The sequence below is a fragment of the Nocardia vinacea genome (assembly GCF_035920345.1).
Lineage (GTDB): Bacteria > Actinomycetota > Actinomycetes > Mycobacteriales > Mycobacteriaceae > Nocardia > Nocardia vinacea_A.
Genome location: NZ_CP109149.1, coordinates 5366095 through 5380214 on the forward strand (window position 1 = coordinate 5366095; position 14120 = coordinate 5380214).

The 14120-nt window shown below is 66.6% G+C and carries 10 protein-coding genes; 5 read left to right on the plus strand and 5 right to left on the minus strand.

Annotated features, from left to right (window positions below; genetic code table 11):
• Positions 1 to 305: 305 nt before the first annotated feature.
• The 4 genes from OIE68_RS24570 (at position 306) to OIE68_RS24585 (ending at position 7962) form a co-directional block, all read left to right on the plus strand.
• On the plus strand, positions 306 to 3164 hold the full coding sequence (locus tag OIE68_RS24570) for an SWIM zinc finger family protein (protein ID WP_327093458.1): 2859 nt from the start codon (positions 306 to 308) through the stop codon (positions 3162 to 3164).
• Complete coding sequence (locus tag OIE68_RS24575) at positions 3161 to 4261, plus strand: AAA family ATPase (RefSeq protein WP_327093459.1); 1101 nt, start codon at positions 3161 to 3163, stop codon at positions 4259 to 4261. Before OIE68_RS24570 ends, OIE68_RS24575 begins: the two co-directional genes overlap by 4 nt.
• Before the next feature lie 126 nt (positions 4262 to 4387).
• Complete coding sequence (locus OIE68_RS24580) at positions 4388 to 6709, plus strand: DUF5682 family protein (protein ID WP_327101788.1); 2322 nt, start codon at positions 4388 to 4390, stop codon at positions 6707 to 6709.
• Between the two features lie 92 nt (positions 6710 to 6801).
• Positions 6802 to 7962, plus strand: a complete 1161-nt coding sequence (locus OIE68_RS24585) for a VWA domain-containing protein (protein ID WP_327093460.1) — start codon at positions 6802 to 6804, stop codon at positions 7960 to 7962.
• 1 nt (position 7963) lies between these two features.
• Here the strand turns inward: OIE68_RS24585 and OIE68_RS24590 are convergent, their stop codons facing one another.
• Positions 7964 to 8791 carry a phosphatase PAP2 family protein gene (locus OIE68_RS24590; RefSeq protein ID WP_327093461.1) on the minus strand — a complete coding sequence of 276 codons (828 nt, stop codon included), beginning with the start codon at positions 8789 to 8791 and terminating at the stop codon, positions 7964 to 7966.
• A gap of 225 nt (positions 8792 to 9016) precedes the next feature.
• Here OIE68_RS24590 and OIE68_RS24595 point away from each other — a divergent pair, with 225 nt between their 5' ends.
• Positions 9017 to 9553, plus strand: coding sequence for an ADP-ribosylglycohydrolase family protein (locus OIE68_RS24595; protein ID WP_419150794.1), 537 nt, complete (start codon positions 9017 to 9019; stop codon positions 9551 to 9553).
• Positions 9554 to 9567: 14 nt separating this feature from the next.
• Here OIE68_RS24595 and OIE68_RS24600 read toward each other — a convergent pair whose 3' ends face one another.
• The 4 genes from OIE68_RS24600 to OIE68_RS24615 form a co-directional block, all read right to left on the minus strand.
• Positions 9568 to 12096, minus strand: a complete 2529-nt coding sequence (locus OIE68_RS24600) for an ABC transporter permease (RefSeq protein ID WP_327093463.1) — start codon at positions 12094 to 12096, stop codon at positions 9568 to 9570.
• Positions 12096 to 12869: an ABC transporter ATP-binding protein gene (locus tag OIE68_RS24605; RefSeq protein WP_327093464.1), complete on the minus strand. Its 774-nt coding sequence runs from the start codon at positions 12867 to 12869 to the stop codon at positions 12096 to 12098. The genes OIE68_RS24600 and OIE68_RS24605 overlap by 1 nt, the downstream gene beginning before the upstream one ends.
• Positions 12870 to 12950: 81 nt before the next feature.
• Positions 12951 to 13376, minus strand: coding sequence for an acyl-CoA thioesterase (locus tag OIE68_RS24610; protein ID WP_327093465.1), 426 nt, complete (start codon positions 13374 to 13376; stop codon positions 12951 to 12953).
• A gap of 155 nt (positions 13377 to 13531) precedes the next feature.
• Positions 13532 to 14110, minus strand: coding sequence for a TetR/AcrR family transcriptional regulator (locus OIE68_RS24615; RefSeq protein ID WP_040694975.1), 579 nt, complete (start codon positions 14108 to 14110; stop codon positions 13532 to 13534).
• Positions 14111 to 14120: the final 10 nt, after the last annotated feature.

Consider the following 14120-nt stretch of genomic DNA (forward strand, 5'->3'; position numbering starts at 1 on the left):
TCGAACAGGCTGGGCCCCGCTCGATGTCCACCCCTCGCCAACCCCGGCGGGCAGCTCGATGGTGTGTCACCCGATTTGGGTGGCTCGGTCGGAGCCGAACAGGACAGAATGCCAGAATCGGACAACCAACGCAAGGCACTTTTCCTGCCGAATCTGTCGTCCGCGCAGCGTATTCCAGAAAAATAGCCGCTCACCACCTGACTTGTCGGTGGGCTGCGGTAGAAATTCGACAACCGAGCAACGGGGGAAGACATGACATACAGTCGATCCGGGGCCGCCGGATGAACCAGGCGGGAGCCATACACATGACCGCGCCGTGGACCGAGGAACAGGTCAGCGCGCTCGCACCCGACGTGAGCTCGCTATCCGCCGCGCGCAAGCTCGCCGGGCGCTGGCACGACACCGGACAGTCGGACACCGCACTGTGGGGCCTGTGTCGGGGCAGCGGCGCCAAGCCGTATCAGACAGTCGTGGATCTGGCAGGTCCGGCATACAAGTGCTCGTGTCCGAGCCGCAAGTTCCCGTGCAAGCACGCATTGTCGCTCTTGCTCGCCTGGTCGGGCGGCACGGTCGCCGAAGCCGCGATCGCGGACTTCGCGGCGGAATGGATCAACGCCCGCGCGGTCCGCGCGGCCAAGCCCGCCACTGACCCGCAGGCCCGCACGGCGAATCCGGCGACCGTCGAACAGCGGCGGGTGCGGGTGACGGCGGGTCTGGAGGAACTCGATATCTGGCTCGGCGATCAGGTGCGCACCGGGCTGGCCCAGACCGATCGCTCGTTTCGTGCCTTCGAGACGATCGCGGCCCGGATGGTCGACGCGCAGGCCCCCGGCGTCGCGGCCACGTTGCGACAGCTGCCGACCACCGTGGTGACCAGGGCGGACTGGCCAGATGTCGTACTCGCCGAATACGCGAGGCTGCATCTGCTGATCGCCGCGCACCGCCGGCTCGACGAGTTGTCGCCGGAGCTGCGGGCCAGCATCCGCACCCATATCGGCTATCCGACATCCGCCGAATCCGTACGCGCCGAACCCGCGGTCCGAGATCAGTGGCAGGTACTCGGCATCCGGACCAGTGCGGAGGAGCGGCTCTACACGCGCCGAACGTGGTTGTACGGCAGGCAGACTCGACACTGGGCACTGCTACTCGAGCACTCCTTCGGCGCGCCGAGCTTCTCGGCGGAGGTGCCGCTGCCCGGCATGATGGCCGAAGCGGATCTGCACTATTACCCGGGTGGCGCGCGGCTGCGGGCGCTCTGGGGCGAACGGCACGGTGCGACCGAACCGTTCACCACGCTGCCGGTTGCCGACGGGACGATCGCAGCCGCATTGGTTGAGCATGCCGAGGCGCTCGCGGGCGATCCGTGGCTGCGATTCCGACCGCTGCTGCTCACCGATGTCGTGCCGGTGTGGACCGAAAATGGCTGGTACATAGCCGAATCCGATGGTACCGCGCTGCCGGTTGCGGCTACCGAGCAGCCGTGGCGACTGCTCGGGGTGTCCGGTGGGCATCCAGTGACGCTGGCCGCCGAATGGGGTGTGGCCGGATTGGTGCCGATCTCGGTATTCACCGCGGGTGAGGTCGTCGATGTCGACAGTGCGGAGTTCGGCACGCGTGCGACGTCGAATGCGCCTGCCGCACCGGTGTCGGAGGAGCTGACCTCGGTGGCGCTGCTCGGTACGGCCCGCAGGGCAGCGGATCCCGCGCGGCTCGAGGCTCCGGTGGCCGCCGCGGCGACCCAGTTGCGCACCGATCCAGCACTTGTGCTTCTCGAATCTGCCGCTCTGTGTGGTGCTTTCGCACGTGGTGGCGTATCCGTCAGTACGGCAACCAAGTCCGAACCCGCCGTGGATGACGCGCGGCGACTCCTGCCCCGCGCCGCGGCATCCCGACTCGCCCGCCTGTTGCGGGACCGATCCCCCTTCCTACCCGAATGGTTCGCGGCGGCAGCACCGTTCGACTACCGGGCCCCGGACGCACTGTGCTCGCTCCTGCTCGAGCAGGCGAAGGCGAATACCGAACTGCGCGAACCACTTTTGCGTCTGGCCGGAACCCGCGGCCGCTGGCTGGCCGACCAGCATCCCGACTGGCGCGACCTGGTGCGACAAGGATCTTCCGATGCGCCGACGGAGCAGAGCTGGCAGTTCGGCCAACCACCCGAGCGCCGCGAATGGCTCGCCGACCTGCGCCGACGAGATGCCAAAGCCGCACGTGAAGCGCTGACCACGTCGTGGCCGAAGGAATCCGGCCCGCTGAAGGCCGAACTGTTGGCCCTACTCGCCGATGGGATTTCGGCCGATGACGAACCGCTGCTCGAGACTGCGCTGGACGATCGACGATCGGATGTCCGGCGAGTCGCGGCCGGACTGCTGCCGCTGCTATCGGATTCGGCGTTCACGCAGCGCATGACCCGACGCGCGAGCGCATGGGTCACGGTCGAACAACAGCTGCTGCATCCGAATCTGGTAGTCCGCATTCCGGAGGACCTCGACGATGCCGATCGCAGAGACGGCATCAACGACCGCACGGTGGAGTTCACCTATCGCTGGGACGGCGCACCGGACCTGCGTGCTGGTCGGCTGCGGCAACTCGTCGCGGCGACACCGCTGACGCACTGGGAGTCCGAACTCGGCGCACCGGATAAGGCCACCCGGGCCAAGATCACTGACCGGTTCCGGCAGCCGCTGTTCGACGGTTGGGTGGATGCCGCACTGGCACAGCATGATTCGGCCTGGGCGCGGGCGCTGTTCGACGCCGGGGTACCGACCGACCTGGCGATGCTGCGCCGGCGCGAATTGTTCGCGCTGCTGCCGCTGCCCGATCGCACCCGGCATCTGCTGCAATTGGACGGCGCGTGGCTCTCGGAGCTCGAGGCGCTGCTGCCCGCCATGGGCCATCCGTGGCCGGAACCTCTTGCCCAACACCTGATTCTGTTGTTGTTCGAACGCGCACGTGCCGCGGCAAAACGCCCCGAAGCGCATGGCACCGGCCCGAGCGCGCATCGGTCGCTGCTGTCCGCGGCGGCCGTGCACCTGCCTGTCACCGCGGCGCGGACCGCCACCGCGGTGGCGCACCGATGCACCGATCCCAATTGGGAGCGAGCCTTCGATCAGCTCGCCCATGACCTCAACCACCGCTCGATGATGCTCGAGGAGTTGCAGTGACCACTACCGATTCGAAGCCGGAGCTGTTGCGTCCGCATGCCGAACAGGCTTATGCCGAGGAACTGCGGACACTGGCCGCGATCGACGATCGACCGCGGCCGCCGTCGTGGCAACTGTCGCCGTGGGCGGTGGTCACCTATCTGCTCGGTGGCACGCTCGACAACGGCACCGTGATCAGCCCCAAGTACGTCGGGCCGCGACGGCTCATGGAGGTGGCGGTGGCGACGCTGGCGACCGATCGGGCGCTGCTGCTGCTCGGCGTGCCCGGCACCGCGAAAACCTGGGTATCGGAACATCTTTCGGCGGCCATCAGCGGTGAATCGACGCTGCTCGTACAGGGCACCTCGGGTACCGCCGAAGAGGCGATCCGCTACGGCTGGAACTATGCGCGGCTGCTCGCGGAGGGGCCGAGCGAGGGTGCGCTGGTGCCGTCGCCGGTGATGACCGCGATGCGTCGCGGTGCCATCGCCCGGATCGAGGAACTCACCCGAATTCCGTCCGATGTGCAGGACGCGCTGATCACCGTGCTGTCCGAAAAGACACTGCCGGTACCGGAACTCGGGATGGAGGTGCAGGCCACCAAGGGCTTCAATGTCATTGCCACCGCCAATGACCGCGACCGTGGCGTCAACGATCTGTCCTCCGCTCTGCGTCGCCGCTTCAATACCGTTGTGCTGCCGCTGCCCACCAGTGAGGACGAGGAGGTCGCCATCGTGACCCGCCGCGTCGAACAACTCGGCTCCGCGCTCGAACTTCCGGCGGTTCCCGCCGCAGCCGAGGAAGTACGCCGGGTCGTGCGCGTTTTCCGCGAGCTGCGTTCCGGCATGACCGCCGACGGCCGCACCAAACTCAAGACGCCGTCCGGCACCCTGTCCACCGCCGAAGCGATCTCGGTGATCACCAATGGCATCGCCCTGTCGGCACACTTCGGCGACGGCACCTTGCGCGCGTCCGATATCGCGGGCGCGGTCCTCGGCTCGGTCATCAAGGATCCGGTGGCCGACGCCGTCGTCTGGACCGAATATCTGGAAGCCGTGGTGCGCGAACGCCCCGAATGGTCCGATTTCTACCGCGCGTGCCGCGAGGTCACCGGATGACGCGACGCAGCCGACCACACCGCCAGTTCAACCGGGGGTGACACGGTGAGCAGGACAAACACGGCCGAAACCGACGACCGCACGGAAGCTGCGGCCGTCCAGGAGAGCACCGCACCAAGTGGTCCGGTGACCCGCGTATTCGGCATCCGCCACCACGGTCCGGGTTCGGCCAGATCACTGCGCACCGCGCTAGCGCAGTTTCGCCCCGACGCGATCCTGATCGAGGGCCCGGCCGACGCCGACCCCTTGGTCGGATACGTTGCGGCCGAGGGGATGTCGCCGCCCGTCGCACTGCTGGCCTATATCCCGGACCAACCCGCCAAGGCCGCGTTCTGGCCGTACGCGGTGTTCTCCCCGGAATGGCAGGCACTGCGTTATGCGGCCGAACACGCAGTGCCGGTACGGTTCTGCGATCTGCCCGCGACCGCCGTCCTGGCTGCCGAGGACGAACCGGGCGATCGCATCGACCCTCTCGCCGAATTGGCAGCGGCCGCCGGCTATGACGATGCCGAGCGCTGGTGGGACGCGGTGGTCGAATCCGTCGCCGACGCCGGCGCTTTCGAAGCGATCACCGAGGCGATGGGTGCGCTGCGAGAAGCCGCTGAGCAAGGCCTGTTCGCGATCGGAACTGCCACGGGCACAACCGAAGACGTTTCGTCCAGGGATAAGCCTGGCGGGGTTCGCGAAAACTCGCTGAACGGTGACTCCGTCGGCGAAGCGGTCGGGTTCGAAGACGCTGACCGTGAGCCCATCGGGATCGACGCGCACACCTTGCGGCGTGAGGCGTATATGCGGCAGACGATGCGGAAGGCGTTGAAGGAGGGGGCGCAGCGGCTTGCGGTGGTGTGTGGGGCGTGGCATGCACCGGCATTGGCGGGGAAGTTGGGGCCGGCGACGGCGGATACCAAATTGCTCAAAGGGCTGCCGAAGGTGAAGGCGACGGTGACTTGGGTGCCGTGGACGCATTCCCGGCTGGCGACGACCTCCGGATACGGCGCCGGAATCACCTCGCCGGGCTGGTATCACCACCTGTTCACCGAGACCGAGCAGCCGATCGCGCGCTGGCTGACCAAGGTGGCAGGGGTTTTGCGCGCGCACGATCTGCCGGTCTCCAGTGCGCACATCATCGAATCCGTCCGGCTCGCCGACGCGCTCGCGGTGCTGCGGGCTCGGCCGCTGGCCGGGCTGTCGGAGGTCACCGAGGCGGTGCGGTCGGTGATGTGCGCGGGTGATGAGACGATGCTGCGGCTCGTCGCGTCCGAACTGGTGGTCGGCGAGGCACTCGGCGCAGTACCCGATGGAACGCCGACGGTCCCGCTGGATGCCGATCTGCGTGCCCGGATCCGCACACTGCGGCTCAAGCAGGAAGCCCTGTCCCGCAACCTCGATCTCGACCTACGCAAGGAGCGCGAGGTCGAGCGCTCCCGCCTGCTGCACCGGCTGCGGGTACTCGGAATCGACTGGGGCACACCGACAACCGGCGAAGTGCGCAGCACAGGCACCTTCCGCGAATCCTGGACGCTGCGGTGGCGACCGGAATTCGCCGTCTCGATCATCGAGGCCTCGCGCTGGGGCACCACCATCCGCACCGCGGCGGCGGCCAAAGTCCTCGACACTGCGGGCCGCGAGGGCAGCACTGTCGGCGACCTCACGGCCGCACTCGAGGTCGCGCTGCTCGCCGACCTCGGCGACGCCACCAACGGCCTGATCATCCGCCTGGAATCGGCCGCGGCACTCGACCACGACGTAACCCACCTGCTCGCGGCCCTCCCCGGCCTGACTCGGACGCTGCGCTACGGTGACGTCCGCGGCACCGATACCGAGGCACTCGCTCACGTCGCCGACGGCCTGCTCGTGCGGATCTGCGCCGGCCTGCCGGGCGCGGTCACCGGCCTCGATACCGATGCCGCCGAGCAACTCCGCACCCAACTGGACGCCGCGCACACCGCCATCCACACCCGCGACAACGATTGGGCCACCGGCGAATGGCTGGCCGCCCTGCACCGCCTTGCCGACCGTGACGATGTGCACGGTGCCCTCGTCGGTCGCGCCGTCCGACTGCTCGCCGATGCCGGGCGCATCGACGAATCCGATTCCGCACGTAGGCTTTCCGCCGCGCTTTCGATCGGCAATACCGCAGCCGCCAAGGCCGCCTGGATCGACGGCTTCCTCGGAGGTCGCGGGCTGCTGCTGGTCCACGACCGAGAGTTGTTGCGGCTCATCGACGATTGGCTGCGAAGTCTCGTCGACGATATGTTCGTCGAAATCCTGCCGCTGCTGCGCCGCACCTTCGGCGCATTCGAATCCGGGGAGCGCCGCGCCATCGGCCAGGCGGTGCGCGACGGCGGCTCCGGAACATCGCGTACCGGCGCGGAAATGACGTTCGATGTCGAACGAGGGCTCGTCGCCATGCGCACGGTCGCGGACATCCTGGGAGTGTCGGCATGAGCCCGACGCGCGCACCGCGCTCGGGCCCCTCAATCAACCCGAACCACGATGTGGCGGCATCCTGCCGTCACCTACCGCCCCGGAGTGCCAGGATGAACGCGATCGATGAAAGCCAGTCCAGGCGTTGGCGTCTGGTGCTCGGCACCGCCGCCGAACAACCCCTCGGCGACTTGGGTTCCGCGGACGACGAGGCTATGGATCGAGCCTTGGGTGCGGTCTACAACACCGACGACCAGACCTCTGGTAAACGCTCGGCCGGACTCGGCGGCTCCGCACCGAAGGTGGCCCGCTGGCTCGGCGATATCCGCACCTACTTCCCGTCCACCGTCGTCGAGGTCATGCAGCGCGATGCCGTCGATCGCCTCAACTTGACCCAACTCCTGCTGGAACCGGAACTCCTCGAAGCGGTGGAACCCGACGTGCACCTGGTCGGCACCCTGCTGAGCCTGAATCGGGTGATGCCCGAAACCACCAAGGCGACAGCACGAATGGTAGTCGAGAAGGTGGTCCGCGAAATCGAACAGCGCATTGCCGCACATACCGTCGCGGCGGTATCCGGCGCACTGAACCGCGCCGCCCGCGTCACCCGACCTCGGCTGCGGGATATCGACTGGGATCGCACCATCCGCAAGAATCTCGCCAACTACCTTCCCGAACACCGGACCGTCGTGCCCGAACGCCTGGTCGGCTACGGCCGCAAGGCGCAGGCGGTGCGCCGGGATGTCGTCCTAGCCATCGATCAATCCGGTTCGATGGCCTCCAGCGTGGTCTACGCATCGGTCTTCGGCGCGGTCCTGGCCTCGATGCGGTCGCTGAAAACGTCCCTGGTCGTTTTCGATACCGAGGTCGTCGACCTGACCGAACAACTCACCGATCCGGTCGAGGTCCTCTTCGGCACCCAACTCGGCGGCGGCACGGACATCAATCGCGCCATCGCCTATTCCCAATCGCTCATCACCCGCCCCGCAGCCACCCTGTTCGTCCTCATCTCCGACCTCTATGAGGGCGGTATCCGCGAAGAGATGCTGCGCCGCGTCAACGCCATGCGGGAATCCGGCGTCCAGGTGGTCGTCCTGCTCGCCCTCTCCGACGACGGCGCTCCCGCCTTCGACCACGACAACGCCGCCGCTCTCGCCGCCCTCGGCATACCGGCCTTCGCCTGCACCCCCGACAAGTTCCCTGACCTGCTCGCTCTCGCCCTCGACCGGGGTGATATCCAAGCCTGGGCCAACCGAAATGCCGGAACCAGCTGAGTCAGCGCGTCGGCACCGGCTGCGGACCCACCGGCCCCATCGCACCCCACGCCGTCGCCGAAGCGGGCACAACCAGCGGATGCAGCAGTGCCGCCAACCCGAGCAGCACCACCGCGACAATCGCGTCGAGCCAGTAGTGATTACCGGTCCCGACCACGACCACCGTGGTGAGCACCGGATGTGCAAACGCCAGCCACCGCCAGGAACTCCGGGTCGCCGCGACCACGGCGAAGGCCAGCAGCAGGGCCCACCCCACATGCAGCGAGGGCATGGCCGCGAACTGGTTGGATAGCCCGCCGGAATCCGGTGAGCCATAGACGGATTGGCCGTGTATGGCGGCGAGGTCGACAAAGCCGAACTCGGGCAGCATGCGCGGCGGCGCGAGCGGTATCAGCACATGCACCACGAGCGCGGCTCCGGTCAATGCCACCATCAGGTTGCGGGTCCAGCGGTAGTGCTGCGGCCGGAAAACCCACAGCCACAACAGCACCCCGACCGCCACCGTGAAATGTGCGGTGGCGTAATAGAAATTGGCCGGTACCGCCAGAAAATCCCGATGCAGGAATGCCGCCTGCACCGTGGTCTCCTCCGGCAGTCCGAGCTTGTCCTCGAGCCCGAGCATTTCCCGGGCATTGCCGAGTGCGTGCACGGTGTCGTCGGCGGTGAACATCCGCCCGACCCGATAGGCCAGATAGAGCACGGTGATCAAAGCGAGTTGCCTGACCGCCTCGCCGCCACGGCCGTGCACCGCCGCCCTCATCTTCTCGGCGATGCCGCCGACCGCGGGCGAAAAACCCACGTTCGGACCACCGAGACCCACTGCCACCATCGCCAGCGGCCTCCTTACCCATCCAACCCCACATGTTAAACGGAGTAACAACCTCCGTTTACCGTAGCATCACTCGTTAGCCAGACTCAGCACACTGTGACCGGACAGACACATCTCCGATAGGCTGCGCGGCCGTCGTCCGCGCCGCATCGTGCGGACTCGACCGCCGTAGGACCATCGGGCATCTTCGAATTCGGCTGTGATGCAGCGGCACTCACCCAAGGCATTCGAGCGGCTGGCTGCCCGCGGGCACCATGGCCGCGATCATCGCGGGTCTGTCCCGGGGTGCCGACCTCGGTGCCGCACTCGATCTGGCCCCGCACTGAACTCACCCGGCACGACGAACACGACGAGACCTCGACCGCCCTCGCCGCCGCCATCGACCTGGCCGCACGCGGGGGCGCCCGGATGCCCGCGCCGGAGGATATGGAGGGCCTCGGCTGGATCGGCCCGGAAGCCTTGGCCATCGGAGTATTCGCCGCACTCGCCGCCGAGAAGGTCGGTGGCACACCGGAACAGATCTTCCGCAACGGAATCCTGTTCGCGGTCAACCATTCCGGCGATAGCGACTCCACCGGAGCCATCTGCGGCAGCATCCTCGGCACCCGCTACGGCCGCCGCGCCATTCCACACGAATGGTGCACCATGCTCGACGCCGGTCCGATCATCGAACGCTTGGCCACGGACCTCTGTATCGAATTCGGCCCCACTCCGCCGAGCGACGCATACGGTGCGCCGACGGCGGAGTGGTGTGCCCACTAATTTCCGAGGTAGACCTACAAGTCCGCGATGGCGGCCAATGGTGGGGTGCGGGCGGCGCGAATACCCGGCCACAGCGCGGCGAGCACACCGACCACGGCCGAACTGATGAGCACCAGCACCAGTTGGTTCCATGGGATGGCGATCTCATCGATGCCCAGATCACGCAGAGTCCGCAGGAAGCCGACACCGAGACCGAGGCCGAGCAGCATGCCGACGATCGCACCGAATACCGCTATCAGCATGGATTCCAGATAGATGGTTCGGCGAACCTGCGCCCGCTGCATGCCGACCGCGCGCAACATGCCGATCTCCCGACGCCGCTCCACCACCGACAGCGCCAGGGTATTGACGATGCCGAGAATCGCGATCACCACCGCCAGCGCGAGCAATCCGTACAGGATGGCGAGCAGCGTATTGATCTGCTTGCCCTGCGCGCCCTTGAACTCCTCCCGATCCTGCACCTGGACCACGACGAACTGCTCGGTCGCATTCTCCAGATCGGTGCGCATCTGAGCCAGATCGGCACCAGGCTCGGCCTTGACGAACATCAACAGGTTGGTCCGGAAATTGACCGGCATCACCTCGTCGTACATGACCGGCGACACCACCAGCGGTCCGAGCAGCGGCGTCTTCTTATAGATGCCGACCACCTCGACCGGAACCTTCTTGAACCCCAAGCTCGTCACGGTGACTTGATCGCCGACCTTCCAGCCGCGCTTATCGGCCTCGTCCTCCGAAACCATGACATCGTGGTCGCCCAGCGTGTTGGTGCCCTTGATCATGTTGTAGTTCAGGACGCTGTCGGGCGAGCCGTCGAATTCTGTGCCGGCCAGCTGCTCATCGCCGACCTTGAACGTGACACCGCGCAAGCCGACCACATCGGCCACCCCGGGCACCGATTTGCGCACGGCGTCACCCGCACCGAGCGGAACACCGATCATCTGCGGTCCGGCCAGCACATAGTCGGCCTTCACTCCCTTGTCGACTATCACGCTCACGCTGGCCTTCGCCGACGCGCCGAGCATGCCGATCGCGGTCACCAGCATCAAACCGAGGGTAAGCGCGAAAGCCGTTGCGGCAGTGCGCCGTGGGTTGCGCGCGGCATTATTGCGCGACATCCGGCCGATCGGGCCGAACGGCCGCAGCAGCACCCCGAGACCGCCCACCACCGGCCGCGACAATGCGGGCGCGGCGAGCAATACCGCGAAGATCAGACCGAGCGCGCCGATCCCGACCGTCAGTGCGGCATTGCCGCCGGTCTTCTGCGCACCGAGTACGACGAGCACCACACCCGCGACGGCCAGCGCACTACCGATACCGGTCCGCAGCCGCAGCGATTCACCGGCCGAGGCGAACTCCTCGCGCATGGCCTCCACCGGCGGGATCTTGGCGGCCCGACGCGCGGGCGCATAGGCGCTGACCACCGTCACCAACAACCCGACGAGCAGTCCGACGATCACCGTGCGCGGCAGCACCGTCAACGATCCGGTCGGCAGGCCGAGATCGAACGCATTGAGCAGTGCCGAAAGCCCGAAGGCCAGACCGATGCCGCCCACCAAACCGATTGCGCTGCCGACCAATCCGATGACCAGCGCCTCCGCCACCACAGATCGGCCGACCTGTTGTCGACTCGCGCCGACCGCGCGCAGCAGCGCCAGCTCACGCAACCGCTGGGCCACGATCATCGAGAAGGTGTTGTAGATGATGAAGGTGCCGACGATCAGTGCGATCGCACCGAAGGCGAGCAGGAAGTAATTGATGAAGTTGAGCGCGTTGGAGACTTCCTTCTTCAGATCGGCGCGCACCTGATCGCCGTTCTGCACCTTGTAATCCACCAGCACGTTCGCGATCTTGTCGCGCAGATCGTCGCCCGGTATACCGACGGCCGCGATATCGATATAGGCGACATGCGAGCCGTCGGTGAACAGCTGTCGCGCCTGCGCGTCGTCGAACAGCACGCCGATGAAACCGCCGGTGTCCGAAGGGACTTCGTAGATTCCGGTGAGGGTGACGTCGATCGGATTGCCGTGTGAGGGAACCAGCACCTTGGTTTTGTCGCCGACATGCAGGCCCGCGCGTTCGGCGCCACCGGTATTGAGTGCGATTTCGCCCACGTGCGCCGGCGGGACGCCCTGCACGAACTTGTCCGGTTCGGCGACCGCCTTATCCGGCGGTATATAGGACTGGCCGAAAGTGGGTGCGCCACCGGTCTGTACGGCCTTCTTACCATCCGGATACAGCAGCACCAGCGGTCCGTTGACGCTCGGCGCGACCGCCCGCACCCCGTCCATCTTCGAGATCTGATCGACCACGCTGAGCGGAATGCCCTGTGCCTGTTGCTTTTGCGGACTCACCCGCACATCGACGCCCTTGGCCTGATTGGCGAAGATCCCGTCGAAGGTCCGCTGGAGCGTATCGGTGAAGACGAATGACCCTGCGATGAATGCGGTTCCGAGCACCACCGAAAGCAGGGTCAGTGCCAGTCGCACCTTGTGCGCGGCGAGATTGCGCAAGACCACCTTGCGCATCGGTTTGCCGCTCATTACACCTGCTCCAGCGACTTCATCTTGTCGAGCACCGATTCGGCGGTCGGATCGCGCAACTCGTCGACAATGCGACCGTCCGCCAGGAACACCACCCGGTCGGCATATCCCGCCGCGTGCGGTTCATGGGTGACGATGACGACCGTCTGCCCGAATTCGTCCACCGCCGCGCGCAGGATCGACAGCACCTCCTCCGAGGCGCGCGAATCGAGGTTGCCGGTCGGCTCGTCACCGAAGATGATCTCCGGCTTACCGGCCAGCGCCCGCGCGCACGCCACCCGCTGCTGCTGCCCGCCGGACAGTTCGCTCGGCCGGTGGGTGAGTCGATCGGTGAGCCCGAGCCGCTTGATGACCGTATCCAGCCAATCCTGGTCGGGCTTGCGGCTGGCAATATCCAGCGGCAAGGTGATGTTCTCCTGCGCGGTCAGCGTCGGCACCAGGTTGAATGCCTGGAAGACGAAGCCGATGCGGTCGCGCCGCAGCTGGGTCATCTGCTTATCGGAGAGCCCCGCGAGATCGGTATCGCCGATCCGCACGGTTCCGGTGCTGGCGCTGTCCAGGCCGGCCAGGCAGTGCATCAGGGTCGATTTGCCCGATCCGGAGGGCCCCATGATCGCGGTGAACTCCCCCTTCACGAATTCGGCCGATATCCCATCCAGTGCCCTGACCTGAGTATCTCCGTGGCCGTAGACCTTCACCAGGTCGATGGCGCGTGCCGCGACCGTGGCGGCAGCCGATTTCTCGAGGTCGGCACCTAGGGCGTGCGAAGTCATGGAATCCAGTCTGTCGGGTATCGCGTGCCCGCGCCATCAGGGACCTCCCCCAACTCTCGAGGTCTCAATGAACCCTTAGAACTACGCCGACCGGCCCAGACCGAAGACGGTCGGATTCTCCGCGAGGTCGCGGAAGTAGCGCGCGGCGTCCGGTACCAAGCGGCGTTCGGTGAGATCGAGCAGACCGCCGACGCCGACGATCTCCGCGGAGACCGTGCCATCCGCCTTGCGGATCTCCTGGATGGTCTGGTGGGTCTTGCCATCCCAGGCGAAATCGCAAGTGACAGTGACCTCGTCGCCCACAAAGAGTTCCTGTTTGAATTCGAGCGTCACCCGCAGCGAGATCGGCCCGACCCCGGCGTCCAGCAACTTCTCCTGGGATAAGCCGCCTTCCCACAGGCAGGCCCAGCGGGCCCGTTCCGCGTATTGCAGATAGACGGCCTGGTTCATATGTCCGTTGCCATCGATGTCCTCGGGCGACACGGTGATGGAGAGCGCGAATCCCATTGGCTCACGGTAGCGGCGGGGTACGACAAGTACCCGCCGCCACCGCACCGGCCTCATGCCTTGATGAAGTCGAGTATGTCGGCATTGAGCCTTGTTGATGGTGCGAACCACGCCCGGCGAAATAGTGCGGCGGCCCCGCGATGACGGGGAAGGAGCTACTTCAGAATCAGCAGCGCCGACTTCTCTATGCGGTCGGCGATTTCGGAGTAGGAGGCGTAGCCCATGCCCGCACGGACGAGTGCGCCCGCGTAGACGAGTTCGAGGGATTCGACTACGTCCTGGTCGGCGTCGGGGCCGAGGGCGCGGACCAGTCGTTTGCGGATTTCCATGCCGATCCGCGCGCGGAGGTGGGCGACGTCGGGATCGCGGCCGAGCAGGGCACTGGTGACGGCGCCCGAGAGTTCCTGTTCGTCGGCGACGAGCATGGCGATATTGCGGAGTTCGGCGACGACCCGGACGGTGGGGTCCGGGTCATCGCTGACGGGAGCCGAACTGGCGAACAGGCGACGCCAGAAGATCTCGGCGACGAGGTGTTCCTTCGAGGAGAAGTAGGTATACGCCGTGGCGGTGCCGACGCCGGCCGCCGCGGCGACCATGCGGATGGTCATCCCCGCGAAGCCTTCGCGCGCAAGCACTTCCACCGCGGCCTTGGTCAGCTTGTCAACGGTGTCGGCCTGTTTCTCGGTGAGGCGACGCCGGGTCGCCTCCAGGATGATGGACTCGCCTTCGGACATGTGTCTAGAT